Genomic DNA, 25,625 nt, shown 5'->3' with positions numbered 1-25,625 from the left:
CGATGCATCACGGAACTATCGAGGGTGCATTCGATAGCTCCGTCGATTATGGCGATAATGCCAAAGTCCCGCTGTTCTGTTTAGCACACAAAGATTTAGTAGCGTCCCCTGGGAGGCAGACAGCTGAACGGAATCGGAGTAAGAGGACTACTATCGGAGTGATAACCGGCCATCTAGCGGTGAAATCGGACGACCCTATGGCGGACTCTCTCGAAACCTTCGATGTGCAGCAGTTCCTCTCAAAAGCGGGGGTTGGGAAGACCATTGCCTCTTTCAGTAAGGGCTCTCCAATCTACGCTCAAGGCGACACTTGTGATGCCGTCTACTATGTGCAAGATGGCACCATTAAGCTAACGGTGGTCTCGGAGTCCGGTAAACAGGCAACGATTGCGCTTCTGAATCCTGGGGATTTCGCTGGGGAAGAATGCATGTCGACTCTACAGCCATTTCGTTCTGCCTCTGCCACGGCGCTTACGGACTGTGTGCTTCTCCGGCTTACCAAAATAGAAATGAAAAGAGTAGTGGACGCCGAGGTTGCGATGTCCGGCCTGTTCATCGCACATCTGCTCGCTCGAACAAACCGTATCCAAGCGGACCTGATTGATCAACTCTTCAATTCGAGCGAAAAGCGACTCGCCAGGACACTTCTCTTGCTCGCAAATTTCGGCAAAGAAGGCGTGACCGAGACCTTAGTACCAGACATCAGTCAGGAAACTTTAGCGGCGATGATTGGCTGTACTCGGTCGCGAGTCAACTTCTTTCTCAATCGATTTCGAAAGTTGGGCTTCATCGACTATGACGAGCGCATTCGCGTCAATAAATCGCTTTTGCAGGTGATCCTTCATGATTGAACCATTCAGACAAAACCTCAAAGGCATTCCCAAGAACTGGAAAAGCAACTTATGCATGAGGATTTCAGTCCCCAATCAGCACCTGAAATACACCTACAGCGTCCTTAGGCAACTGTCCCGTGATTAGTCCCGTCAAGGCGGCATCTCGTCAGTGATATGTGCCGACTGGGATGAGCGTTTATCGGAAGAAATCGAAGATCATAGAGAGAAACATGCCAGCATCAATGACGTTGTCGTCTGATGCCGATTAAAAGGCCTGCGCTCATACCAATAGATTGCTGATGACCGGCCATGAAGTTGTAGTCATAAGCCGGTTCCAGATACCAACCAAAACGGTGTTTGCCATTGGGCCAGAACATGAAGTCTCCGGCGACCTCGCCCGCGATTGAGTTGGATGTTGTTCCATGCTGCCGAAGGTAGACCCATTCCGGCCCGACCCCGAGCATGAACTCGGCTTTCGAAGAAAGTGTCCATGGCTTCTTGAAAAGGAAATCCGTGTCCCATTCGGTGGAGTTCCGTGTGAAGAAGGGCGAAACGCCAGCCTCAATCTCCAGCCAATTTTCGATTGGAGTGGTCTCCGCCGCGAGATTAGGGGCAAAGCTCGCAGCGCCTCCCGTGGTAGTCCAACTCGTAGCAGCACCTAGCTCAAGGATGACGCTCGGATCATCGTCAAGCGGAGGCGCGCTGTGTCCTACTACCTGGGCGTACGAGGTTGAAACCACTGAAAATGCCAGTAGAAGCGTGAACCATCTCATGCAGCGATCCTAAAGTCTATAGTGGCTATAGGGTCAATATGAGCGCACTCTTCCGCATCGGCGATTTAGCGAAGCAGGCTGGCGTTAAGGTCGTTACCATCCGTTATTACGAACAGGCCGGGTTGATGCCCGTTTGCGAACGAACGTCCGGCAACTATCGCGTGTACGCTCAGGAGCATCTCCAACGCTTGAACTTTGTACGGCGATGTCGGGAACTTGGCTTCACCCTGGTGCAGATCAAAGACCTGCTACAACTCTCTGCTTGTCAGTCTCCGACCTGTGCCGATGTCTGCAATGTGGCTACAGATCACCTCAAAGAGGTGGAGTCTAAGATCACCGATCTGAAGCGCTTGGCTTTCGAGCTTCGACGCATCGGTTCGTCATGTGACGGAAAGCAGTCGAGCGCGGAGTGCAGGCTCATTGCCTCTCTGACGAATGCCTGACCAAGTTGTTCGACCGCCTAAGAGAGGCTCAGCAGTAATTGCGGCCATCCATTCTCAACTGACGAGAACAGGCCAATTCACTCATCGAGCTCAAACGACTCTTCGTGCAGCTCTGAAACGAAGCTCTTCCGCATTTAGCTCTCCGACCTCGAGGTCTCGAAAGTAAACTCTGTAGAACCCCGGTGTGGTTAGCTCAAGCGCGAGCTCTTCGAAGCGGAATACTTCGCTGATGAAAATTCTTGTCTTGTGCCAGCTGATGTCGCCACTGTTATTCACTTTTCGCAGAAGAAGCCCTTTGGGGTACGTGAACTCCGGCAATTTGCGTGGCAGTCGGACAGAACTGGGGTGATAGAGACTGGCCGGAACTGCGTTCTTCAGGCCCTCATGTGGGCGCTCGTTATTGAAGACGTAGCGAAAATTATCGAATCGGCTCTGCTGAGCACGAAGAGATGATGCAGGCGGTTTCGTCGTGTCCTCCTTCAGCGTGCGATGCATGCGCTCGTGACGACCGTTCTGTTGCGGTCGGCCTGCCTGAATGCGCTCATGCACGATCCCGAGCTTCATCCAGCCGAGCGCAAGCTTCGAAAGTCCCATGAGCCCCGTGCCCGCGAACGGCGCGCCGTTGTCGGTCCTGATACGAGCTGGCATTCCATATTCCCGCATAGCTGCTTCACAGATCGCTCGAACCTGGCTAAGGTCTATGCGCGAGACAATCTGGCAACGAATCAAATAACGGCTATACGCATCGGTTATCGTAAACGGATCGCATCGCTTGCCGTCTCCCGTCACGAAGTAGCCTTTGAAATCCATACACCACAGCTGATTGGGTCCCGTGACCATTGAGAACGGCTCTGAGCAAGGCGTGATGCGTTTTCTTTTTTTCTGTGGACTCGTCAAGCCCGCGCGGCTCAGGATGTTTCCGAATGTGCTAGCTGCAGGCCATACCAGTTCTGGCTGTAACATTTCCAGCCTTGCCTTGAGTTTGCGTGCGCCCCAAGACGGATGCTTGGCCCGGAGCACGAGAATAGCGTTCTCCATCGGCTCAAGGGTTGCGTGCGAGCAGGTATGCGGCCGGCGACTGCGATCCACGAGTCCTTCTGGTCCGGTCTCGTTGTAACGGTTGATCCAGCGGTAGGCCGTTGGACGTGAGATTCCATACGCGCGACACAGGTCCGCTACTGACATCTCTTCCTTCTGATAACTCGATAAGAACTGCAAACGTTGATCCAAGATACGACTCTCTTTCCAGGGCATACACCATCGTCGTGTGTCACCCAAACGGCCCGTGTCCGTTACCGTCGCGCTTCGCTGTAAACCATGTCTCCGGTCTATTTCGTAACGCAAGTGCTAAGTACGCTCAGGAGCTCCGCCCCTCGCGCCCGCAAGGGGTATCCCCAGGCTTCCGCGCTGCGCTTGTGCAGCCCTCGCTTCGCACGCCCTTTCCATTCTCGCTGCGCTTCATTTCAAGGGTGGGAGAGACCCCTCCCCTTGCAGTTGCTACCCCCCGCCTTCGCCAGGAGGCGTTCGGCATGTATGTACACGCCGCTGCCAATTCAACGGCAACAGCCAGTGCAACTGCCCACAGGAGGAAGCAACCATGAATACCGAAATCGTCACCGCCCCCACCGCCCCCGTTACCCCGATTAGCGAAAACCCTAAACAACCGCAGCAACGGCAGACAGCAAAAGAGATCATCGCCGCCAATGTGAAGAGCCTCATCGAGCAGCTAGAGGCAGGACACAGCGATGCACTCACGGCCTACCTCGACGCCATGAGCCGTTTTCATAACTATTCCTTCGGGAACATCTTGGAGATCGCTAGGCAGAAGCCGACCGCAACCCGCGTAGCTGGCCTGTACGCATGGAATCAGCTTGGACGGAAAGTGAGGAAGGGAGAGCGCGGTATCCGCATTCTCGCTCCCATCGTCGGCATCAAGCGGAAGAAGGATGAGGAGGCCGAAAGGGACATCACCAGGCAGAACACCCGCGTTCTAGTCGGTTTTCGTAATGCCTACGTCTTCGACAGATTATCTCGTGATTTGCGCCCGGCATGGCCTGGCCACCGTGCGCCGCCGCAGGGAGCGGATGTCAGGCATGCGCCTCGATGGCAGCAGCCACATCATCGCTCAGTTCGGAGGCCCGTTGCAAGGCGGTCTGGATGCGGACGAGTTCCAGTTCGCGGGCAGCGATCTGTCCTGCTGGTTCGTTGTGTCCTTTGGCTGCGCTTAGACTTCGTTGATGGCTCGCGAGCATGCGACGGAAGACAGGTACGGCGCTCTTCTTCGGTTGAGCGTGGGTGCAGCCGAGGCAGAGTAGTCCTTTGGGGCAGTGTTCTCCCGTGGGCAGAGCGCAGAGGTGCGTTCCCATATCGCGCAGGTTGCAACTGGCGGCGAAGGCAGACCACTCTTCGGCAGTGGGGTTCTTGAGTCCAGCCTCTCCATAGTGGGCGTTGTAAAGCCCGCGCATGGTCTTGCGGTACTCTTCGATCAGTTGGCTGGGATAGAGCTTGGCGTAGATCATGACGGTATCGAGCGAGGCATGTCCGAGCAGGGCCTGTATGACGTGGACGGGCGTGTTGTTGTTCAGGTGTTCGGAGGCGAAGACTCGCCGGCAATCGTGAGGCAGCAGGACCAGCGGCGATCCATCGGCGCGGCGCGCACCCGCACTGGTCGATAGGCTCTTGATACGTGCGCGGATCGTCTGGAGTCCCGGAGCGCTGGGGTGCCGAATGGCCTGGATGAGATAAGGTGCCGGTGGTCGAGGCTTCTTCTGCGCGAGGTTCCAGTGGTTGCAGATGGGCACATGGCTGGTGCCATGAAATCGCTTCACATGGCGGACGATCTCGGCGATGACGCGGCCCAACCCGTCACCGATGGGCAGGACGCGAGCGCGGTCGAACTTCGAGGGCTTCACATGGAGCAGATAATAGATGCGGCCATCGGGCATCTTGCGCTTGAGGATGTCGAGGGTGGTGAGATCGGAAGCCTCTCGATGCGCAGACCGCTCTGCACGAGCAACTCCAGCAGCGCCCAGTCCCAGAAGCTGTCGGTCTCTTGCGTCCACGGCTTCGGCGAAGCAGGCAAACTCGCCACACGAACAGTTGCCTCGTTCCATCGCCGTAGCGCGAAGGAACGTATCGCAGGCATCTCTCGTTCGAGGTCGAGCACGGTTGCGGTGATGCGTGCGCGTGTCCGTTCGCGTGCCTTCTCGAAGCCAAGCCCCAGCAGCGAGTGCCTGGTGAGCGGCACCGTTGGCGGAGCAAAGTGGGCAAATGGCGAATCGGGTTCGAGTGCCCAAGCGCAAAGATCGCTGAAGAAGGTGCGCAGGTCGGTAAGCCAGGAATTAGCCGTAATGCTTACCTTTTCCTCGGTCTTGTTGCCCCGTCTTACGGTCAGCGCATGGGCCATGATGTGGGGGATATACTCGCGCAGATGGAGTGGCCGCACCTGCGCGGGGCTCGTTACCTCGGGGTGTTTTTCCGCGAGGTAGCGCCAGAAATGCGCGAATGCGATCGCCTTATGTCTGCGGGTGGTGTAACTGTCGCTGACGCGGGCGACATACGCCTCAAGGTAAAGAACCGTTATCACGCGGAAGGCTTCGGGCGTGCGCGAGACATCAACGATCTCACTTACGGTCAGGAGTCGCCGGCGGCTGTGGCGTGTCGATCCATGCCTGGGCGTGCGGGGGAAGACGCCGAGCGCGCACAACGCCGCGTCGAGAACATCGGTCCCCTTCGAGTAGTGGGTGGAGAGCTGCTTGAGGTCGTCATCCTGAATCTCGTTGAGAGTCGTATAGCCGCGAGTCAGCAGCAGACGCAGTCCGCTCGATACAGCGAGGTGCCGTGAGTGCGGCGAGGCCCACCGAATGCCTGCCGTTGCCTGTAGCAGTAGCGTGTGTTGCTGGACCAGTACATCGTCTTCGGGAAAGCGCACGACCCACTGGTTGACGCGCAAATCGCAGAGCCACTCCATGCTGGGAACTACGATGCGAGCTGGCACGAGAACGCGTGCGCCCCAGGTCCACAGCGTACAAGGCCTGTCTATGTTGCTGGCCCATCGAGGCCAGACAGTCTTTTCAAAGTCTTGCCATCGCTGCTGAAGCGTGATCCCCACGCAACCATCGAGTGCGTCCGCGAGGTGCTTGCATGCGCCTCGCATCTTGCTCTTGTCTTCATGGGTCAGGCGAAGAGACGCAATGACTTCGTCGGATCGTAAGAGCAAGGCAGCTCTGTCGTAGAGTTGGTCAGTCAGGGACGGCTTCATGGGTGCGGTCTCCTTGTGAGTGCTTGGTTGTTCACGGCGTCTTCGAGCTCCGCAATGGTATCCGCGTCGTAGTCGAAGACATATCGTCGTTCTTCGCTGGGAACGTTCAACGATGGACGGTGTGCGGCGTCGAAGCTGGACTTCGCCGCTGCCAGTGCGGTGACAAGAGACACCGGATCGACGCGCGTGTAGATGTCCGCTGTGGTCGATATATGCGCGTGTCCGAGGATCTCCTGGGCGATCTTGAGGTTGCCGGTCAGGTCGAGAACGCCTTGTGCGAGCGTGTGGCGGAAGAGATGGGGATGGACGGGCACACCTGCCTTGCCGCCAATGTAGCGTAGCGACGACTCGAACGCTGCATAGGTCAAAGGCTTGCCGCGTCCCTTCCGCAGAGCAATCCAGAGCGCTTCACAGTCTTCGGCTGTGCGACGCTCTTCCTTGAGATAGCGCTCGTACACGGGCCAGAAATCGTCGGTGACGGGGACACGATGTTCGTCTCTTGCACCCTTGAGGCGAACGACGATCAGGCCGCGCTTGCGGTCGACATCCGACAGAGACATCCCTAGAATGCCGTGCCTTCCGGCACTCTCGTTCCAATCGCCAATCCGTTGGCCGGTGCGGCAAAGCAGCGTAAGATTCGCCTTGTCCCGAAAAGACGAAGCAGCGTCGATCAACCTCTGAACTTCTTCCGGCTCGATACGCTTCGGCACTTCATAAGGCACTCTGCGGCGAAAGCCATCGCGTTGCCGTGTACGCGGCGGCAGATCGCGGCCCATCATACCGTGCCGCAACTCGCGGTCGAGCAGCTTGCCCGATGCAGGGTTCGTGCGGCCACACCAGGGACCGGCGCCGTCTTCGGTATCGCGACGAATATGGAAATCGAAGAATGAAGCCAACACGCTGAGGCGGTGATTTACCGTGCGTGCGCTTCGCGCCTTCGGCGCAGCTCGCGTCGTCACGGCACCACCCGGCTCGCTCTCCCCGAAGTCTGCGATATACCGGCCTATGACCTGGCGCGTAACTCGCTCTGGTTCGACACCGTTCGCGCCGAGCCATGTAAAGAAATGCGCCAAGCCCAGTGCATACGCACGTTGCGTGTACACAGAACAATCCCGCAGCCGGAGTTGGAAAAGAAACTCATCACACAACGGCATGACTCTACCGTCGCCGTCGCAGACGCGAAAACGCACCCCGATCTCATCTGAACTTCGCTTCGCAAGGTAAGTAGGCATAACAGTCCAAGCATCCATGAACTGCTATCGAGGAGTACATTCGCTCCCTGCGGCGGCGCGCGGTGGCAAGGCCATGTCGGGCGCAAATCACGAGATAAGATGTATCGCAGACCGAAGGCGCAGAGCTACCGAGTTTGAGGGAAATGCGCGGCACCGTAGGCGAGAACCAAGACCGCCTCGTTTCTTTCATCAGGGCGCAGAGCATCGAGCTTGTCTTCACCGAGAAGATCGCACCCGCGTTGGGGATGAGCTACGGCGGGAAGATCGCTATCCTTCCCGGCCAGTCCGAGGCCGAGGAGTTCAGCACCTTAGTCCATGAACTCGCGCACGAGATGTTGCATAAGGCGGAGCGTCGCACCACCACCACGAAGGTAGTGCGGGAGACAGAGGCCGAGGCTATCGCATTCGTGATTGGGAAGGCGGTTGGCTTGGATACAGGTTCGGCATCCGCCGACTACATCCACCTGTACCACGGCAACGCCTCGCTCCTGGCCGAGAGCTTGGAAGTCATCCAGCAGACCTCCGGTGTCATCCTTGCCGCATTGCAGCCGCCGACCGCTGAACAAGCGGCCATGCCTGATGCAGAACTGGCGAAGGTGGCGTAATGAAAACCATCCTTCAAATCCTCAAACAGGCCGGAGGTTGGCACCACGGCCTGTACCTCAAGATCGAGAACCCGCCTTATATGGCGTTGGTGATCGAAGCGACCGACGAGTCAGGCCCGTGTGGTCTTCCCGCAATCTCTGTCTGTCACTACGGTGAACAGAACGGCGACCTGATGCGCGACCCGGAAATGTGTTTCGAGTTCGGCTTGGCAGGAGGGGCGCACCTTAACCCCTTCTACTATCGCAACGATTATGTCGGGGTCGAGCAGTGGAGCCGCAATATTGTCGGCGACCACTACGTTTACCTCACCAGCTTGCACCAGCAGCACGAGCGATTGGCCAAGGTGTGGGACAACAACCTGCGATTGCAGGGATTCGCCGAAGCCTTCGAGCAGCAGCATACCCCACGCCCCTAACCCTTTCCCGCCCCGGAGCGGATGGGAAAGCGCGTCCGCTCCACAACCGCCGAAGCAGTGCAACCGCTCAAGGAGAGCAGCCATGCAAGATAGCAGCGCATTCCAATTCCTCGCCATAGACCAGATTCACGAATCAACCACCAACCCCCGCCGCACCTTCGATGAGGCCAAGCTGTACGAGCTTGCCGAGTCCATCAAGCACAACGGCCTCATCCAGCCAATCACCGTCCGCCCCAACGATCAAGGCTTCGAGATCGTCGCAGGGGCACGGCGCTACCGCGCTTCGTTACTTGCCGAAGTCTTCTCAGTCCCCACCCGTATCGTCGAGATCGACGACGCCCAGGCGCTTGAGTGGCAGTTAATTGAAAACTCGCAGCGTGTGGACGTTCACCCATACGAAGAGGCGCAGGGCTTCCAACGCCTGCTTGACATGCCCGGTTACGACGTAGCCGCGTTAGTGGAGAAGTCAGGAAAAAGCGCAAGCCACATCTACGCCCGTTTGTCCCTCCTGCAACTCATTCCCACGATTGCGGAGGCCTTTACCGCCGAGCGCATCACCGCCAGCCATGCCAACTTGCTTGCGCGTCTTCCTCAAGACGCACAGTCCGCAGCTTATGAGCAATGCTGGCGCAAAGACTGGCAGGACAAAGAGCCGCATCTGCTACCCGCCAAGCATCTTTCCGCTTGGATTCAGACGAACCTTTATCTGTCTCTCGCGGATGCGCCCTTCGATCACGAAGATACCACCCTCAACCCGAAGGCCGGAGCTTGCACCACTTGCCCCCGGCGCAGCGGATACAACACCGCACTTTTTGCCGACGTGGTTTCCGACCAGTGCCTTGATTCAAGCTGCTACCACGTCAAGGTTGAGGCATTCCTAGACCGGGAGATTGCCGCCCATCCCGGACTCCTTCAGATCGAGAACGGCTGGCGTAATCCCAAGGAACAACGACCGGGAGCCGTTCAGCGCGGCCACATTCGGGAGATCGAAGCCGTGACCGAAAACCCCGACGCCGAGCCGGTAACGCCGTGCCAATCCGCTAAGACCGCAATCGTGGTCTATGGCAAGCAGCTTGGCCGCAAGCTGACCGTCTGCACCGATAAGCATTGCCCGGTACACGACCCACAGGCCGCAGCCGAAGCAGCCGCCCATCCTGTCCCAGCGATGGCACCCGCTCCAGAAGCCGAGACGGAAGAGGAGGCCGCAGAACGTCAAGCCGAGTTCGAGCGGCAGAGAGCGGAGTACGAGGAAGAACGCCAGCGCAGGGAGGAGGAGCGCAAACAGCAATTCGAGCGGGAGCAAGCGGCGATCGAAGCCGAGCACAATCGCAGAGCCGAAATCATCAAAGCCCGCCAAGCCACGTTCGAGCGCATCATTGAGAATGCCCCAGCCATCCTGAGCGCAGCGCAACTCCGCGTCTTGCTCCGCGCCATCGTCAACCTTGACCCCTACACCTTTGCCGACGACCTGGCCGAGGACATCGCAGGAGACAACGAAAACGAACAGCGCAGTGCCGAAGAGGTACTGATTTCCACCATCGACACGACCGCAGACGACAAGCTAACCCGCTTCGCCCTGCGCCTAGCCCTTGCCGGACACGTCGGCATTCCACGCGAAGGCGAGTTCGACTTCCTCACCGAAGCCGAAGGCGTGTTCGCGCCACCACCGCAGAAAAAAGCAGGCGCGAAGAAGGCAAAGCAGCCGACACCCATCGAGTCTCCTGCGAAACCCGCTCCAAAGGCCAAAGCGCAAAGGGCAAATCCAAACAAGAAGAAAATTGCAGCATAACCCGAAGCGGGAGCCGATCATCGGCTCCCGCTTTTCTTTGTAAATGCCAAAATGCAACGCGGGAGAAACCTCTTCGGTTTCCCCCTATCCCCCATCCCGCTTGTCTCTAAACATCCCGCCACCTTCTTGCAGCCGCTGCCGCGGATGCGTAGCGCAAGAAAGTATCTCCGTCAGACGGTACTAAACTGGTTTCAATTCAAATAGCCATTCTGTGGTGAGGTGAGTACGTTCGCCTTCAAACCGCCAGGCTTGCTTCGGATAACCGTAAAGACGTCCAACACCGCCGCAATATTGCGAATGCTCCCCGCAACGCTCATTACCTCTTCGATACCGACATGTTTGTCCGCAAGGGTCTCAAGGCGTTCGCTCACATTCCTCAATTGATCAGCTTCCAGCAAAATATCTTCAAAGGGTCCTAAGTAGCTCGTGCCCGCGGCGGGGATGGTTGCCTCCGGTATTTCCATTTCCGATTTGGTGTCGATCCGAACAGGTTCACTTTCAATCAAAGACACCGTGGCCGCTTCTCCCAGTAGTGTAAGAAACAGTCCGAGCAGCTGTGCAATCAGGATGATCCCGACCACGTCCTCCTCGTCTGTGCCCGCTTGCAACTCAACTTCGCTAAGACCGCTCAAGTCACCGGTCGCCATTACTTGCACGGTACTAAGTCTGGGAGACTGCGACTTCGCGAGAGATAGAGCACGGGCGGCAAGCGCTTGAAATCCATCAACTCCCACGGGTGCGCGGAGCTTTTGGCGCAGCTTTTCATAGACGCGAAGGGTGGCGCCCTCGGTCCGTGCAGAAGGTGATTCCGTATCAACTTCGGAAGCAACGAGCCTGCGGGCCCAATCGTGAATCATTCTTTGAGAATACATAAGTTCTCCTTACGCTAAGGTCGCTGGGAAGACGCAGCGACCATCCCGCTTAGAAGTTCCCTGCCGATACGAGACATGGGATTGCGCCGTTATGGCGCTGCACAACATACCTTACGTCAAACGTCTTCGCCAAGCCGTGCAATATTGACCGATTTGACGTTCGCCCTGCTCGATTGACTCTCCCACGACGGACAAGAAGGTGTCCTCTTTTGACCAACCCGAGCGACGGGCTATGGCTAAACTTCCCACAGGGCTCCAGACAAGCGCCAGTGAAGACACGATGCGATGCTCAGATACTCCTACGACACGGAATCTCGCCAAGCAGCTTCTTGCTTTAGAAAGAGATGAGACTGCGTCTGACATGTCGGATGTGCAGGCGATCAGATCCGTCTGCGACAAGCTGCGCCGTCCGTTAGCCACGCTCGCTGGGGCAGCGGGATTCCGCTCGCTCCTTGAGCGAGCATTGACCTTGTCGAAACAGGAGTGTCAAATCCTCGACGCCTGGGAAGTTGAGCCGAACGGTTCGCTCCGAGGTTTGAACGGCGAAACAGCGCAGTGGGGTGGCGTCCTCATTGCCCAGCTCATTGGGCTGATGACTACGTTCATCGGCGAGTCTCTCACGCTCCAGCTCTTGCAAAATGCATGGCCGAATCTGCCCTGCTCCGAAGTCAACTATGAAAGGTGTGAATCGAAATGAACGAGCATAAAAGGGTCAAGATCAACCAATTGAGGACCGGCGTACCTGGGCTGGATGAAGTACTCGGCGGCGGCCTTCCTGAGTTTTCATTCAACATCATCGCCGGAGCGCCTGGATGCGGCAAGACCACCTTGGCCCATCAGTTCATCTTTGCCAACGCCACGCCGGAGCGGCCTGCGCTTTACTTCACTGTACTGGGTGAACCAGCGCTGAAGATGCTGCGTTACCAGCAGCAATTCACGTTCTTCGATGCGACGAAGCTGAACAATGCCGTGCGCTTCGTCAACTTGAGCCAGGACCTCGTCGAGCGCGGGTTGGAGGGAGTATTGGCAGAGATTTCCAAACAGGTCGAGGCTGCCAACCCCAGCATAGTGGTTGTGGACTCCTTTCGCACGGTGCTGCGCAGCGAGATGCTGGAAGGCAAAAATATGGCCGTGCAAACGTTCGTGCAGCAGTTGGCGCTGCTGCTCACCAGTTGGGAGGCAACCACGTTCCTGATTGGCGAGTACTCTGAGTTGGAACTGCGCGACAACCCCGTCTTCACCGTTGCCGACGGCCTCTTCTGGCTCTTTCAGCAAGTGGACCGTAACTCGGTCGTTCGCAAGATGCAAATCATGAAATTGCGTGGACAAGCTTCGGTGCCGGGGTTACATACCTTTCGCATCACCGAAGCTGGCTTGCAAGCCTTCTCACGCACCCTTGGGCTAGTTGGCGCGAGAAAGACATTCAGCACCGTGAAGCGTCTGTCCATGGGAATTCCGGCGCTGGACGAGATGATGGGCGGAGGCGTTCCAGAGGGAGACAGTCTGCTGATAGCTGGTTCTTCGGGAACTGGTAAATCGCTGATGGCGACGCAATTCCTCGCTGCGGGCATACGTGCGGGTGAACCGGGCATTGCGGCGGTCTTTGAAGAGCGGCCCAACGAATACACCGCCCGCGCCTCTGAGTTCGGACTAGACCTTCAGACTGCGCTTTCGGAAGGAAGTCTGGAAGTAATCTACCTGCGGCCACTGGATCTGTCTGTGGACGAGATGATGCAGGAGATTCTCGACGCCGTGAAAAGAACGGGCGCAAAGCGTCTGGTGATCGATTCCTTGGCCGGCTTCGAGATGGCTTTGGCACCTTCGTTCCGCACTGACTTCCGCGAATCGCTCTATCGCATGATCTTCGCCCTGACCGCTATCGGAATCACCATCCTGAGCACTCTGGAGATGCCGGAGACTTTCACCGAGCTGTCTTTCAGCAGCTATTCAATTTCATTCCTCACCGACGACATCATCCGGATGCGCTATGTAGAGATCGATGGTGAACTCTGCCAGATCATGATGGTGGTGAAGATGCGCAGAACCGCGCACAGCCGGGAAATCCGAAAGTATGAAATCACCACCGAGGGCGTCGTTATCGGGGAGCGTTTGAAGAACTATGTAGACCTCATCACTGGGATACCACAACCGCTTTCGGCGTTGAGCTCGGAAGATCTTCTACTCAACCGGAAGGCTTGACCTGGGGATGAGATGGCAACCGAACAGATAGTCAACGTCGCGGAGATGGATTTTTCGGCGCTTTGTCGCGCCGTAGCGGACGCTTCGCCCATGCCGATGGCCGGATTGGGCGGTTCCTTACATACTCTCCGCTACGTCAACCTGGCCTTTTGCCTGCTCACCGGCAAATCAAAAGATGAATTGCTCGGGACGGCTTTCTCCAGCATCGCCCACTGCCCGGACGAATGCATGTTACTGCTTGACCGGGTCGCCAAGACAGGGCTGGCCGATAGCCATACCGGGCAGGAGCATAACGGTATCCATCCGCTCTACTGGTCGTACGCGATGTGGCCGTTGCGCGGGGCGAACCAGAACCACCACGGCATTATGGTCCAGGTAACTGAAGCCGCCCAGTTTCATCAGGACGCTGTCGCCATGAATGAGGCGTTGCTGCTGGGCTCGGTGCGCCAGCATGAGCTGACGGAAGCCGCTGATCTGTTGAATGTTCAACTGCAGGCCGCGATCATTGTGGCAAAAAATGCTGAAGCGGCGCTAATAGGCAGCGAGAAGCTGGCTTTTGCCGGGCGCATGGCTGCGGTGCTCGCGCATGAGATCAATAATCCTCTCGACGCCGCGATGAACTTATTGTTCCTTGCGCAAACCACAGGCGAGACCCCTTCGGCCATACGTCAGTATCTGGAGACGGCTGACGGTGAATTGAAGCGGGTAGCCCACATCACCCGGCAGACTCTTGGCTTCTATCGTGAGTCGTCCGAGGCGACGACTTTTCTCGTTGTCACTTTGCTGAATTCCGTCATCGACCTGCTGCAAGCAAAGAGGGTGTCTACGCAGGTCATCGTGGAGAAGCAGTGCGACGATCTCCTGCAAATCACCGCGGTCTTTGGCGAACTGCGGCAAGTGATCTCGAATCTGATGCTCAACAGCCTGGATGCACTTGGCGAAGGCGGAAGGGTCACGCTCCGAGCATCTACCTCGCGAGACCCCCTGAATGGCAGCGCGCGTATTCGGATTACACTCGCCGACAGTGGTCAAGGTATCGACGCGGCGGTACTACCCAGGATTTTTGAGCCGTTCTTCACAACCAAAGGTTCGATAGGAAATGGGCTCGGCCTTTGGGTTTGCAAACAGATCATCGAAAAGCACAGCGGCACCATCAAAGTTCGTTCCCGCACAGATGACCGGCACGGAACGACGTTTTCGCTGGTCTTGCCGGAGTAAGCCGTCGACGTACCAACCACTCTCAGGAGCAATTCATGGCCTACAAGACCATCAACGGCATCACCAGTTCCATCATTCCCTTCTATCTGCAGGACGGCACCCTCTTTGTACTGCTTGGTCAGAGGGGACCGAAGTCAAAAGCCTTCGCAAACTCCTGGGCCCTTGTCGGCGGCTTTCTGGACCCTGGCAGCGAGTCACTCGAACAGTGTGCCGCCCGCGAGTTGAAAGAAGAAACGGGGATTGAAGTCTCTCCTAAATCCATGAAGCTGGTTACTGTGCAGTCAGACCCGAAACGTGATCCGCGCGGCCAGATCATCGATACCGTGTGGTCTACTCTCCTCCAGTCCGAACTTCCTTCTGCCGCTGCCGACGACCTTCAGGCCGTAGCGTGGCTTCCGCTCAGCGAGGCTCTCAATATGGAGTTAGCCTTCGATCATCAGGACTCACTTCGGCGATTCGCAGCAATAGAAGGGTTCTAGCAAATCCGAGAGAGCTTCCGGCTGCCGAAAGACATGCTTGGACACAAGGCCCGAACTCAGCACAGGTTTTCTTGCGAATCGCTGAATCTGAAGCACGAAAAGCCGACGCCTGATGCCAAGATGATCAGAGTAGCCATCCAGCCCCATCACTGGCACTGGAAATGGAACTGTCAGCCTGCCGAGAACAGTCTTACTGTCCGCGCATGGTCTCTGTGCAATCCGATACAACTTCGAAATCACATAAAGCAGACAATCGGATTGTCTTTGGCACAATGCAGGCACTTAGCTCGCCGAGCTTTGTTTCCGCCTGACTTCAAAGTGCCACACTCGATTTTCTTAGGTGTTCTATGACCCTCCAGGTACTGAACTCGTTCCCCTATACGTTTCTGCCTTCTGGCATACTCATTGTCGAGCCTCACGCGGGACTACTCACGGCTCGTAGTATGCTGCTCGCGGCTGCTGACCACTATGTGGGTGTCTCAGCCTGTTCCGGGAACCAGTCGGAGAGAAACGAAGAGTGTGAGGTCGCCATAGCTATTCTGAGTGAGAGCCTTGGCCGTGCCGTTTTGAGCGGAACCGCGGAGATCGTGCGGCGGAACTGGCCGCGGGCGCGCATCCTGATTTTCGGCAGTAGTGGCGCCGCCATCGAAGACCACCTTTACGACGCGCGCATCGATCACCGCGCCCGCTCGGAAGAATTGCTCGCAGCGTTGCTTATGCTTACGGAATACCCTCGAAATCAGAAAGCGACGCCAACAGCCATCTTGGCCGATGGCAGAGTGGAACGTCTGTTGACTGGTGGGGCAATAGGGAGAATCGCTGAGAGCGACCCTACGAAACGCTTGGTAGGTAAAGTGGAAACAGCATACTCCCGCAACCTGCCGGGCGCAGAGCAGCCCTTCAGGCGGGCATCTTAGCCTTGCTCTGGCGTTTCGTGAGACTCGATTTCTCTGGTTGACCGGGAAAGAGTGCGGCCCCAACTGCATTATGCTCAAAAAGCTGGTCGTGCAAAATCACGTTGAGTAAGGATTTATTTACATGAATACGACCGTTGTATTCGATGAAGCCCAACTTACGGAAGCGATTCATGAAGAAGCTGACCCGCGACCGAGTGGTTCCGATCATGTCGGCCAGGGTTTCCTGAGAGATTCGAGGGATCAGCTTCTCGGGTTCTCCCGGCTGGCCGAATTCGGCCATAAGCAGCAGAATTCTGGCCAAGCGTTTTTCGCTGGAATTGAAAAGCTGGTCCACCAAATCCGCTTGAATCCTCATGCTTCGGGAGACAAGGAACGCTAAAAACATGTCGGAGAATGCGTGTTCTTCGTGCATAACGCGCAACATCTCCGCCCTGCTGATCTTGAGCGCTGTACAGGCCGTGATGGCCACGGCAGTGGCCATATGCAAACCGGCGACAGCAGCCACAGATTCCTCGCCAACGAAGTCGCCCGGCCCAAGCAAAGTTATGGTGGCTTCCTTGCCGCTTCCTGACACAACCGTAAGCTTTGCGCGACCCGTTTGCAGGTAGAAGACGTACTCAGCCGCATTGCCTTGCGAGAAGAGGGCCTCTCCGACTTTGACCTTGATAATCCGTCGGCCCAAGCCTGCGCTCGCCAGGAAGACGGCCGGATCAAACTCTACTGCGCTTGACGACGACTTCAAAGGCCTCTGTTTCATATGTCACCTGTGTTACTGAGTCTATCTGCATCCTGACCACACGTGGGCATGCTGCTGCCCAGGGTGTGCAATTTAGATCAGTAAAAGTGCGCTTTCGACTGAAAATAGAGGTGCAACAGCAGAGTGCCAAAACGTTTTAGGGGCAAGCGGGACGAGGGAAGGCTACCGGCCCCTGCCTTCCCCGCCTAAGGTCTCGCTCGCCGTTTGCTCCACCCTTGAACGGAAGCGAATTTGTGAGACCTGTGGGCATGCTGGAAAGAACCCCGGAAGCCAGGCAAGAGTTAAAGTCAAGAACCCTTACCATAGTCGTTCAGCCATTTCGAGACGTCTAGAAAGGAGAAGCCTAACCCCGATTGGCTGCTGCCGCAGCTTCGACTCTGTCTTGCTCTTCTAGTTCGTCGTCTTCTTCTTCCATTGCGGCAGACTCATTCAAAGACGCGTCCAGTTGGATCTCATGGTCGGTGGCAAGATCGATCTGCTTGACCTCGTCGGATTCCAGAACTCCGTGCACTGCACTCATCTCCGCAACGGGCGCGGGAACGCTCAACCTATTTACGAGCGGGTAAATCTGGCTCTTCATCATCTTTTCCCCTGTGCATTGAAATTTTGCTGCAAGTTCGAACAAGTCCCATCGTTCAGTGTGGGCGCTTCAAACTCCTTAAGCTGTCTCCTATTGCACAGCGGTTCGAGATGGCTAGAGGGCAAGATAAGCTTAGCGATCACGCATTTCGATTCGCGGGGAAGGTGGGGAGCGTAGATGCAAGCGGCTATCTTTCGTCATTCCGCTAAGGATACGAAGCCGTATCTCAGCATCGAAGATGTTCCGCGCCCAACCATGCTTCCGGGGCACTCTCTCTTGCGCATGATCGCTTGTGGTGTATGCCGGACTGACTTGCACATCGTGACTGGAGAGTTACCCGCATTGAGGACGCAGCTGATCCCCGGCCATCAGATCGTCGGCGAAGTCGTCGACGGTGCAACACCAAACTTCCCCATTGGAATGCGTGTCGGAGTCTCCTGGATGGGTGGAGTGGACGGTACTTGTTGGTACTGCATGCATAGCGCGGAAAATCTTTGTGACGAGCCAGTCTTCACCGGATACACAGTCGATGGAGGGTACGCAGAGTTTGTTCTTGTACGCACCGACTTCCTGCTGCCACTCCCCGTTGGCTTGGACGATGCCGCAGCAGCGCCGCTTTTGTGCGCCGGGATTATTGGCTTTCGCAGCCTTCGTGTGGCGGGAGTTGAACCTGGTGAAAAAGTAGGACTTCACGGCTTCGGTAGCTCGGCAAGCCTGGCAATCCAGGTGTTGCACTCTTGGAATTGCGAGGTATACGTCTCATCTCGCGGCCAGGGCAATCGTGACCGCGCCGCCGCTTTAAACGCAACATGGGTAGGAAAAGACGGGGATAAGCCGCCCGTTGCGCTGGATCGTGCGATCACCTTTGCTCCCAGCGGAGAGGTTGTGATCGCAGCGCTGAGCGCACTTCGCAAAGGTGGCGTCGTAGCGGTCAACGCCATTCATATGGCCCAGATTCCAGCATTCGACTACGACAGCCTGCTCTGGGGCGAGCGGCAGATACGCAGCGTCGCAAACATGACCCGGGCTGACGCCCGCGACTTTCTTGAGATTGCACATACGCTCGGTATACGCCCGAAGACGACTGTACTGAAGTTAGAACAGGCGAATGAAGCGCTGGCCATGCTTAGCAGAGATCGCGACGATAGCTCCATTGTCCTTGTTCCATAGGCGCCCAGGCTGCCGCATCGATAGGAAGCAAGCAATCAGTCGGTCAACGGAGAAGTGAGCACGAACACAACAGGCATGCACACCATATCGACATACTCATGAACTGACGAGTTCGAGTCGCACAGTAAACGAAGGGTGAATGGAATGACACCAATCCGGCCACTAGACCCTGTGCAGGGGACAGACCCGGGAAGGCCTTTCCCTCTCGGTCCAACTGTTTGCGAGAAAGGAACAAACTTTAGCCTATTTTCGGCGAATGCCACAATGGTTGAACTTCTCCTGTTCAACGGAGTTGACGATGTAGCTCCTTCAAGGACCATCAAGTTGGACGGCGAGCGAAATCGCACGTCGCACTATTGGCACATGTTGGTTTGCGGCATCACACCGGGGCAACTGTACGGCTTTCGTGTTCACGGTCCCGACGACCCGGCGGGAGGTTTTCGTTTCGATAGCCAGAAGGTGTTGCTCGATCCCTATGGCCGAAGCGTGGCCGTGGGAAAAAACTACAGCCGCGCTGCGGGCTGCGCGCCTGGAGACACGGCTGCAAGTTGCATGAAGAGTGTTGTCGTCGATCCGAGCCGCTTTGATTGGGAAGATGACGTTCCTCTGAATCACTCGTTCCGTCAGACTGTGATCTACGAAATGCATGTTGCGGGTTTCACTCGGAACGCGAATTCAGGAGTCGAGGAAAACAAGCGCGGTACATTCCTGGGGGTGGTTGAGAAGATCCCTTATCTCCAGCAGCTTGGCGTGACCGCTGTTGAACTGCTGCCCGTATTCCAGTTCGATCCGCAGGATACGCCCCACGGCCTCGAGAATTACTGGGGCTATGATCCGGTGTCGTTTTTTGCTCCGCATCTCGCGTATGGCACAGACAGCGACCCTCTGCGCTGTATGGACGAGTTTAGAACGATGGTCAAAGCCCTTCACAAGGCAGGAATCGAGGTCATCCTCGACGTGGTTTACAACCACACATCGGAGGGAAACGAGCGCGGTCCGACGGTCTGCTTTCGCGGAATTGAGAACAGTACCTACTACATCCTCAACCACGACAAAGCCCGCTACGCCAACTTCACCGGCTCCGGTAACACGCTGAAGGCGAACCAATCTGTGGTCAAGCGTCTTATCCTCGACAGCCTGGCGTACTGGGTCTCCGAGATGCACGTCGATGGGTTCCGGTTCGACCTGGCCTCAGTCTTTTCAAGGAATGAAGCCGGTGAGCCGATGGTGAACGCACCGATCATCTGGGAGATCGACTCCCACCCTGCACTCGCGGGTACAAAGCTCATTGCGGAGGCCTGGGACGAAGGGGGCCTTTATCAGGTTGGCAGTTTTGGGCCCGATAAGTGGAAGGAATGGAATGGACAGTTCAGGGATGACATACGAGCTTTCGTGAAGGGTGAGCAAGGGACGGTCGTGAAGCTGAGAGAACGGATCACGGGGAGTCTCGACCTCTACGGGGTTGGGGATCGGCCCACGGGTCAAAGCATCAATTTTGTGACCTGTCATGACGGTTTCACCGTCAACGATCTTGTGTCGTATGACTCGAAGCATAACGAAGCCAATCGCGAAAACAATCGTGATGGGACGGACGCCAACCATAGCTGGAATTGTGGAACCGAGGGGCCAAGCGAGGATCAGGCTGTCTCGCTCCTCCGGTCGCGGCAGATTAAGAACCTGCTTGCTCTTACGCTGCTTTCGGCAGGAACGCCTATGCTCCTGATGGGCGATGAAGGACGCCGCACCCAAGGGGGGAACAATAATGCCTATTGCCAAAATAGCGAAACGAGTTGGTTGGACTGGAGCCTGAATAGTCACAATGAGGAATTGGGACGCTTTGTTGCATGTCTGGTTCGGTTACGTTTCGGATCTGAAGTCTCAAGCGATCGTGTACGCCTTAGCCTGGAGCAGTATGAGGTTGAAGCGCATTACGAATGGCATGGAATCGAGCTCGGAAAGCCCGACTGGAAAGATGATTCTCACGCGATTGCCTTTACGCTTCATACAGGATCGCTCAAGCGCTTGCTTTACGTCGCCGTCAACGCCTTCTGGGAACCACTCTCATTCGCCTTGCCCGCAAGCAACGCCGCAGGCCCACTTGGCTGGCAGCGTCTCGTCGACACATCGCTCGCGTCACCCAACGACATTGTTGAATCCGAAAGTGGGGTTGTGGTCACGGACGCTCGGTATCTCGTTAATTCCCGCTCAATAGTGGTTCTCCAGACAAGCTTGAGCTAGGGAGCCTCTGCGCAGGCGGCCGATTTGACGATGTCGGTGTGTGACTTGAGTCGGCGGCCAAGTTTTTCAGCGGGGGGGGCCGTGCTTTGCTTGTTCTGGCTGGGGTTTGTGCGGAGTCGAAGACTCATAGCCCGTCTCCCGGCGCTAGGCGGCGGTTCCCGCCAGGTGCTTGCGGTGGAGGTAGAGGTTGATGAGGGCGAAGTTGGCGCATAGCCGGTGATGGTTCTTGGCGATGCCTCGGTAGCGTACCTTGTCGAAGCCGAAGACGCGCTTCAGGACACGGAAGACATGTTCTACTTTCGCTCTTACTTTTGATTTCGTCGTATTCTTCTTCTTTGCCGCTTCATCGACATAGTTCTTGAACCTGGTTCGCTTGCAGGTCATGTCCTGGGCCTTGGGCGCGGCCTGCCGGATGGCCTTGGTCTGGCCTTGATAGCCGCCGTCGCCCCACACCTTTCGCTCGTCGCCATGCAGCAAATCCGGCAGCATGTGAACGTCTGAAACGTTGGCCGCAGACGTCGCCACCGAATGCACGTGACCTTCTTTTGCATCAACGCCGATGTGCGCCTTCAGTCCGAAGTACCACTGCTTGCCCTTACGAGTCTGACGCATCGCCGGATCACGCTCTTTCTTCTCGTTCTTGGTCGAAGAAGGCGCATGAATAATGGTCGCATCCACGATCGTGCCGGTCTCGATGCGGATGCCCCTGGCCGCCAGATGCAGGTTCACCGCGTCGAGCATGGCACCGCCAAGGTCATGCTTTTCGAGCAGGTGGCGGAAGCGCAGCACTGTCGTTTCATCCGGTGCCGGAGCCACGCCCAGGTCAACACCAGCGAACCGCCGCAGCGTGAAGGACTCGTAAAACGCCTCTTCGACGCCGGGGTCGGACAAGTTGAACCACTGTTGCATAAAGTACGTCCGAAGCATGATCGCAAGCCCGACAGGACGACGGCCGTTGCCGGCCTTCGGGTAGTGCGGTTCGACCAGAGCCTGTAACTCGGGCCACGGAACAACCACTTCCATTTCATCCAAAAACAGCTCCCGCCGAGACTTCCGCCCATACTTCTCAAAGATCGACTGGGACGCAAACGTCTGCTGCTTCATCGCCATCCACCCCTAACCATCAGATTAATCCATCAGGCCGCGGACGCAGAACTTGTGCAGAGTTTCCCTAGGCGCGCCTGCGGACCCCCTAATGCGAATGTCTCCCATACCTACTCAATAGAGGTGAGCAAAAGAATACAGCCTCATATTGTCCCGCGAGATAGGGTTGAGTACACCGGTTCTCTTCGGGATATGCCCAGTCCGGACGGGTAATTCAGCCGCAACTTTGGAGACAAACGATGTCCGACGAACCCGTGGCACCCCATTGCGGCGTCGTCGTCTCTATAAGGGGCAGTGTGGTCGACGCGCAATTCTCCGGCCAACTGCCGTCAGTGTTTTCTATTCTGCGCTGTGGCACAAAGGAAGCAATCGTCATCGAGGTGATGGAGCAGATCGATCAAGATCGAGTAAGGGGCATCGCACTTACAGCGACACAGGGGCTCGCGCGTGGGATGACGGTAAGGGATACTGGCATGCCTCTGCAGGCTCCGGTAGGCAAGAAGATCATTTCGCGCATGTTCGACGTGTTCGGCCACGCGATCGACCGCCAGCCTGAGCCTGCGAACACCGAGTGGCGGAGTGTGCATCGGGCTCCGCCCCCGCTGTCGGATCGTCTTACGAAATCCGAGGTGTTTCAGACCGGCATCAAGGCAATCGATGTGCTGGTACCTCTTGAGCGTGGGGGTAAGGCAGGTCTCTTTGGAGGTGCCGGGGTAGGAAAGACCGTGCTGCTAACCGAGATGATCCACAACATGATCGGACACCAGAAAGGGATGAGCATCTTCTGCGGCATCGGCGAGCGCTGTCGTGAAGGAGAAGAGCTCTACAGCGGCATGAAGGATGCCGGTGTACTGAAAGATATGGTGATGGTCTACGGTCAGATGAACGAGCCCCCCGGCGCTCGCTTCCGCGTGGGCCACGCTGCCTTGACCATGGCCGAATACTTCCGAGACGACGAGCATCGAGACGTACTCTTTTTGGTGGACAACATCTTCCGCTTCCTTCAAGCGGGTATGGAAGTCTCCGGCCTGCTTGGTCAGATGCCATCGCGGCTGGGGTATCAATCCACCATGGGCACAGAGTTGTCCGGCCTGGAAGAGCGCATCGCCAACACACACGCCGGTGCCATCACTTCGATTCAAGCTGTGTATGTGCCTGCGGACGACCTGACCGATCCCGCGGCGGAGCACGTCTTTGGGCACCTTTCGGCGTCGCTTGTGCTGTCACGAAAGCGGGCAAGCGAGGGATTGTATCCAGCGATCGACCTGCTGCAATCGAACTCTGCCATGGCGACATCCGCCATCGTAGGCGAACGCCACTACCGGGTCGCCCAGCAAATTCGCAAGACCCTCGCCGAATACGAAGCACTGAAAGATATCGTGGCGATGCTGGGTTTGGACCAGCTCTCCCCGGCAGACCGCCTAACGGTTGGAAGAGCGCGGCGGCTCGAACGCTTTCTCACGCAACCGTTCTTCGCAACGGAGCAGTTTAGCGGCTTGAAGGGAAAGCAGGTGAGCCTGGAAGATGCGCTCGATGGGTGCGAACGTATTCTGCGGGATGAGTTCAAGGATGTTCCCGAGAGTGCGCTCTACATGATCGGAGCCATCAGCGAAGCAAAGCAAGCGCCCCCCCAAAAGAAGCAGGACGGTAAAGCCACTCCCACTTCGATGCCGCCGCCAGCCGCCCCAGCGGGGTCCGCCCATGCAGCTTAAGGTGCTTCTCCCCTCCGGAATCTTCTTCGAGAGCGATAACGTGGAACGAATCGTGGCTGAGACGCGCTCAGGCTCTTTCGGTATTCTGCCACATCGGCGTGACTGTGTTGCGGCACTTGCGCCGGGGATACTGACCTACCAGGAGGCCAATGGTTCACCGGCCTATCTAGCCGTTGATGAAGGCGCCCTCGCAAAGGTCGGGATGAAAGTGCTGATTTCGGTGCGGCGAGCGATTCGAGGTACCGATCTGGGCCAACTGCACGACGAGGTCAAGCGGCAGTTCCTGACTCTGAACAATGAAGAGCGGCAAGTTCGAGACGCCCTCCACAAGTTGGAGAGCACGTTTGCCGGCAAACTTGCGGAGTTCGCTCATGAGCGATAACGAGATCGTGCCACCCAGCATTGCCCCGGGCAAAGAGGATCTCTTCGCCGGGCAAATCGGTGCCAAAGCTGCGAGAAAGCAGCGGGCGTTGCGTGCAGGGGATCAAGGCGTCTGGTTTGGTCTCGGAATGTCAGGACTCATCGGCTGGTCCGTCGCGGTACCGACGGTATTGGGCGCGGCCCTCGGCGTCTGGCTCGATGATCGACACCCGCAGAAGTTTTCCTGGACGCTTACCCTGCTGTTCGCAGGTCTGATTATTGGCTGCTTCAACGCCTGGCATTGGGTCGCACAGCAAGATGCATCCATGCGAGAGGAGAACACCGATGAGTGAGACGCTAAAAGTCAGCGGCGCTATACTCGGGGGCCTCGCTTTGGGTGCCTTCTTCTTCGTCGGGCTGTGGTGGACGGTGCGAAGAGGAGTAGCCTCGGCGCATCCAGCGGTCGTATTTCTCGGCAGCATGATTCTTCGGACACTGGTAGTTATGTTGGGCTTCTATTGTTTAGGTCGCGGCGACTGGCGGAACGTGGTCGGTAGTCTCGCGGGATTTGTAGCGGCCCGGTTTATCGTCACACGCAACGCACCTTCTTTCGCTCATGCGAAGCTGGACATTCCTGTGGAAGGTGCACCATGAATCTCACTTCCGATCAGGTCATCTTCTGGCAACACGGCTTTTTCAAGCTGAACGAGACCATCTTGACGACCTGGGCCATGATGCTGCTGATGGCATTCGGTGCGATGCTCATCACGCGCCATCTTGCAACGGAAGGTAAGATCTCTCGCTGGCAGGGCGCGCTTGAAATCATCATTACGACGCTGGAATCCCAAATCAAGGAAGTGGGTCTGCCAGATGCACGCAAATACCTAGCGTTTCTGGGGACGTTGTTTGTCTTCGTAGCCACGTGCGCGCTTTGTGTGATCCTCCCCGGCTACAAGCCACCGACCGGCTCCCTCTCGACTACCGCGGCGCTCGCGCTCTGTGTCTTTCTCGCTGTGCCGCTTTATGGAATCCGCGAGCAGGGCCTGGGGGGCTATCTGAAAACGTACACGCAGCCGACGATCATCATGCTGCCGTTCAACATCATCAGTGAGCTGTCACGGACCTTGGCCCTGGCGGTGCGCCTCTTCGGCAACATGATGAGCGGCGTGATGATCGTCGGCATTCTGCTTACGATCACCCCCTTTATCTTCCCCATCGTCATGACTGCGCTCGGTCTGCTCACAGGTATGGTTCAGGCCTACATCTTCACCATTCTTGCAGGGGTCTATATCGCGGCGGCCACGTTGGTTCCAAGGCGGCAGAACGTAGCCGTCGCGGCCCCGAAAGCACTTCCCAAGCAAAGCTGAATCAAGGAGGATTCATGGATAGCACAACCGCAATAGCCATCGCGTCTATTGTCACAGCCGGTTTGACAATCGGTATAGGATGCCTCGCCCCGGCGCTCGGCGAAGGAAAGTCGGTGGCGACCGCTCTCACCTCTCTCGCGCAGCAGCCGGACGCTTCCGCCACCATTACCAGGACGCTCTTCGTCGGCCTAGCGATGATTGAGTCCCTGGCTATCTACTGCTTCGTCGTCTCCATGATTTTGATCTTCGCGAATCCATTCTGGAAGTTCGTCATCGCGCACGCTGTCCAGGGTAAGTGAC

General features: G+C 56.9%; 26 protein-coding genes and 2 pseudogenes. 19 read left to right on the top strand and 9 right to left on the bottom strand.

Annotated features, from left to right (window positions below; all coding sequences use genetic code 11):
- Positions 1–197 precede the first annotated feature (197 nt).
- Positions 198–851, top strand: coding sequence for a Crp/Fnr family transcriptional regulator (locus ACIX9_RS12765; protein WP_013580902.1), 654 nt, complete (start codon positions 198–200; stop codon positions 849–851).
- A 221-nt stretch (positions 852–1,072) separates the two neighbouring features.
- Here the strand turns inward: ACIX9_RS12765 and ACIX9_RS12760 are convergent, their stop codons facing one another.
- Positions 1,073–1,606: a hypothetical protein gene (locus ACIX9_RS12760; RefSeq protein WP_013580900.1), complete on the bottom strand. Its 534-nt coding sequence runs from the start codon at positions 1,604–1,606 to the stop codon at positions 1,073–1,075.
- 38 nt (positions 1,607–1,644) lie between these two features.
- Between ACIX9_RS12760 and ACIX9_RS12755 the strand changes: the two genes are divergently transcribed.
- Positions 1,645–2,049, top strand: coding sequence for a MerR family transcriptional regulator (locus tag ACIX9_RS12755; protein ID WP_013580899.1), 405 nt, complete (start codon positions 1,645–1,647; stop codon positions 2,047–2,049).
- 90 nt (positions 2,050–2,139) lie between these two features.
- Here the strand turns inward: ACIX9_RS12755 and ACIX9_RS12750 are convergent, their stop codons facing one another.
- Positions 2,140–3,303: an IS481 family transposase gene (locus ACIX9_RS12750; RefSeq protein ID WP_013580898.1), complete on the bottom strand. Its 1,164-nt coding sequence runs from the start codon at positions 3,301–3,303 to the stop codon at positions 2,140–2,142.
- Between the two features lie 343 nt (positions 3,304–3,646).
- Between ACIX9_RS12750 and ACIX9_RS26945 the strand changes: the two are divergent.
- Positions 3,647–4,072, top strand: a pseudogene (locus ACIX9_RS26945) (ArdC family protein); the annotation flags it as partial.
- A gap of 64 nt (positions 4,073–4,136) precedes the next feature.
- Here the strand turns inward: ACIX9_RS26945 and ACIX9_RS12745 are convergent.
- From ACIX9_RS12745 to ACIX9_RS12735, 3 genes are read right to left on the bottom strand one after another with little or no spacing between them, the layout of a single operon-like run.
- Positions 4,137–4,994 (bottom strand): site-specific integrase, encoded by an 858-nt coding sequence (locus tag ACIX9_RS12745; protein ID WP_041597096.1) that lies wholly within the window; start codon positions 4,992–4,994, stop codon positions 4,137–4,139.
- Complete coding sequence (locus ACIX9_RS25845) at positions 4,958–6,310, bottom strand: hypothetical protein (protein ID WP_041597095.1); 1,353 nt, start codon at positions 6,308–6,310, stop codon at positions 4,958–4,960. Before ACIX9_RS25845 ends, ACIX9_RS12745 begins: the two co-directional genes overlap by 37 nt.
- On the bottom strand, positions 6,307–7,500 hold the full coding sequence (locus ACIX9_RS12735; protein WP_198152097.1) for a tyrosine-type recombinase/integrase: 1,194 nt from the start codon (positions 7,498–7,500) through the stop codon (positions 6,307–6,309). Before ACIX9_RS12735 ends, ACIX9_RS25845 begins: the two co-directional genes overlap by 4 nt.
- A gap of 140 nt (positions 7,501–7,640) precedes the next feature.
- On the opposite strand from ACIX9_RS12735, the pseudogene ACIX9_RS12730 reads away from it, so the two are divergent.
- The 3 genes and pseudogenes from ACIX9_RS12730 to ACIX9_RS12720 all read left to right on the top strand — a co-directional run.
- Positions 7,641–8,147: pseudogene (locus tag ACIX9_RS12730) on the top strand (DUF1738 domain-containing protein); the annotation flags it as partial.
- On the top strand, positions 8,147–8,563 hold the full coding sequence (locus tag ACIX9_RS12725) for a DUF6908 domain-containing protein (protein ID WP_013580896.1): 417 nt from the start codon (positions 8,147–8,149) through the stop codon (positions 8,561–8,563). The pseudogene ACIX9_RS12730 and the gene ACIX9_RS12725, both read left to right, overlap by 1 nt.
- Before the next feature lie 82 nt (positions 8,564–8,645).
- Positions 8,646–10,352 carry a ParB/RepB/Spo0J family partition protein gene (locus ACIX9_RS12720; RefSeq protein WP_013580895.1) on the top strand — a complete coding sequence of 569 codons (1,707 nt, stop codon included), beginning with the start codon at positions 8,646–8,648 and terminating at the stop codon, positions 10,350–10,352.
- Between the two features lie 191 nt (positions 10,353–10,543).
- On the opposite strand, the gene ACIX9_RS12715 is transcribed toward ACIX9_RS12720, so the two are convergent.
- Positions 10,544–11,209: a hypothetical protein gene (locus ACIX9_RS12715; protein WP_198152096.1), complete on the bottom strand. Its 666-nt coding sequence runs from the start codon at positions 11,207–11,209 to the stop codon at positions 10,544–10,546.
- Positions 11,210–11,585: 376 nt separating this feature from the next.
- Between ACIX9_RS12715 and ACIX9_RS12710 the strand changes: the two genes are divergently transcribed.
- From ACIX9_RS12710 to ACIX9_RS12690, 5 genes are all read left to right on the top strand, one after another.
- Positions 11,586–11,921: a hypothetical protein gene (locus ACIX9_RS12710; RefSeq protein ID WP_013580893.1), complete on the top strand. Its 336-nt coding sequence runs from the start codon at positions 11,586–11,588 to the stop codon at positions 11,919–11,921.
- Positions 11,918–13,423, top strand: a complete 1,506-nt coding sequence (locus ACIX9_RS12705) for an ATPase domain-containing protein (RefSeq protein WP_013580892.1) — start codon at positions 11,918–11,920, stop codon at positions 13,421–13,423. The genes ACIX9_RS12710 and ACIX9_RS12705 overlap by 4 nt, the downstream gene beginning before the upstream one ends.
- Before the next feature lie 12 nt (positions 13,424–13,435).
- Complete coding sequence (locus ACIX9_RS23850) at positions 13,436–14,641, top strand: PAS domain-containing sensor histidine kinase (RefSeq protein WP_013580891.1); 1,206 nt, start codon at positions 13,436–13,438, stop codon at positions 14,639–14,641.
- Positions 14,642–14,676: 35 nt separating this feature from the next.
- Positions 14,677–15,120 carry an NUDIX domain-containing protein gene (locus ACIX9_RS12695; RefSeq protein ID WP_013580890.1) on the top strand — a complete coding sequence of 148 codons (444 nt, stop codon included), beginning with the start codon at positions 14,677–14,679 and terminating at the stop codon, positions 15,118–15,120.
- 347 nt (positions 15,121–15,467) lie between these two features.
- Positions 15,468–16,037 (top strand): hypothetical protein, encoded by a 570-nt coding sequence (locus ACIX9_RS12690; protein WP_013580889.1) that lies wholly within the window; start codon positions 15,468–15,470, stop codon positions 16,035–16,037.
- On the opposite strand, the gene ACIX9_RS12685 is transcribed toward ACIX9_RS12690, so the two are convergent.
- Positions 16,021–16,794, bottom strand: coding sequence for a Crp/Fnr family transcriptional regulator (locus ACIX9_RS12685; protein ID WP_013580888.1), 774 nt, complete (start codon positions 16,792–16,794; stop codon positions 16,021–16,023). The genes ACIX9_RS12690 and ACIX9_RS12685 overlap by 17 nt on opposite strands.
- A 343-nt stretch (positions 16,795–17,137) precedes the next feature.
- Positions 17,138–17,377, bottom strand: coding sequence for a hypothetical protein (locus ACIX9_RS12680; RefSeq protein WP_013580887.1), 240 nt, complete (start codon positions 17,375–17,377; stop codon positions 17,138–17,140).
- 174 nt (positions 17,378–17,551) lie between these two features.
- On the opposite strand from ACIX9_RS12680, the gene ACIX9_RS12675 reads away from it, so the two are divergent.
- Positions 17,552–18,544, top strand: a complete 993-nt coding sequence (locus tag ACIX9_RS12675; RefSeq protein ID WP_013580886.1) for a zinc-binding alcohol dehydrogenase family protein — start codon at positions 17,552–17,554, stop codon at positions 18,542–18,544.
- A gap of 144 nt (positions 18,545–18,688) precedes the next feature.
- Positions 18,689–20,782, top strand: a complete 2,094-nt coding sequence (gene glgX / locus ACIX9_RS12670; RefSeq protein ID WP_013580885.1) for a glycogen debranching protein GlgX — start codon at positions 18,689–18,691, stop codon at positions 20,780–20,782.
- 144 nt (positions 20,783–20,926) lie between these two features.
- Here glgX and ACIX9_RS12665 read toward each other — a convergent pair whose 3' ends face one another.
- Positions 20,927–21,886 (bottom strand): IS5 family transposase, encoded by a 960-nt coding sequence (locus tag ACIX9_RS12665; RefSeq protein WP_041597758.1) that lies wholly within the window; start codon positions 21,884–21,886, stop codon positions 20,927–20,929.
- 239 nt (positions 21,887–22,125) lie between these two features.
- Here ACIX9_RS12665 and atpD point away from each other — a divergent pair, with 239 nt between their 5' ends.
- Genes atpD through ACIX9_RS12635 form a run of 6 tightly spaced genes read left to right on the top strand, consistent with a single transcriptional unit; the run spans position 22,126 to position 25,624 of the window.
- Entirely contained in the window at positions 22,126–23,598 is a 1,473-nt protein-coding gene (gene atpD / locus ACIX9_RS12660; protein WP_013580882.1) for a F0F1 ATP synthase subunit beta, read from the top strand.
- Positions 23,588–23,980 (top strand): F0F1 ATP synthase subunit epsilon, encoded by a 393-nt coding sequence (locus tag ACIX9_RS12655; RefSeq protein WP_013580881.1) that lies wholly within the window; start codon positions 23,588–23,590, stop codon positions 23,978–23,980. The genes atpD and ACIX9_RS12655 overlap by 11 nt, the downstream gene beginning before the upstream one ends.
- Entirely contained in the window at positions 23,970–24,311 is a 342-nt protein-coding gene (locus ACIX9_RS12650) for an AtpZ/AtpI family protein (RefSeq protein ID WP_013580880.1), read from the top strand. Before ACIX9_RS12655 ends, ACIX9_RS12650 begins: the two co-directional genes overlap by 11 nt.
- Positions 24,304–24,612: an N-ATPase subunit AtpR gene (locus tag ACIX9_RS12645; RefSeq protein WP_013580879.1), complete on the top strand. Its 309-nt coding sequence runs from the start codon at positions 24,304–24,306 to the stop codon at positions 24,610–24,612. Before ACIX9_RS12650 ends, ACIX9_RS12645 begins: the two co-directional genes overlap by 8 nt.
- Positions 24,609–25,325 carry a F0F1 ATP synthase subunit A gene (locus ACIX9_RS12640; protein WP_013580878.1) on the top strand — a complete coding sequence of 239 codons (717 nt, stop codon included), beginning with the start codon at positions 24,609–24,611 and terminating at the stop codon, positions 25,323–25,325. The genes ACIX9_RS12645 and ACIX9_RS12640 overlap by 4 nt, the downstream gene beginning before the upstream one ends.
- Before the next feature lie 14 nt (positions 25,326–25,339).
- Positions 25,340–25,624 (top strand): F0F1 ATP synthase subunit C, encoded by a 285-nt coding sequence (locus tag ACIX9_RS12635; protein ID WP_013580877.1) that lies wholly within the window; start codon positions 25,340–25,342, stop codon positions 25,622–25,624.
- Position 25,625: the final 1 nt, after the last annotated feature.

The sequence above is a fragment of the Granulicella tundricola MP5ACTX9 genome (assembly GCF_000178975.2).
Taxonomy (GTDB): Bacteria; Acidobacteriota; Terriglobia; order Terriglobales; family Acidobacteriaceae; genus Edaphobacter; species Edaphobacter tundricola.
This window is presented reverse-complemented; position numbering and strand designations above follow the sequence as displayed.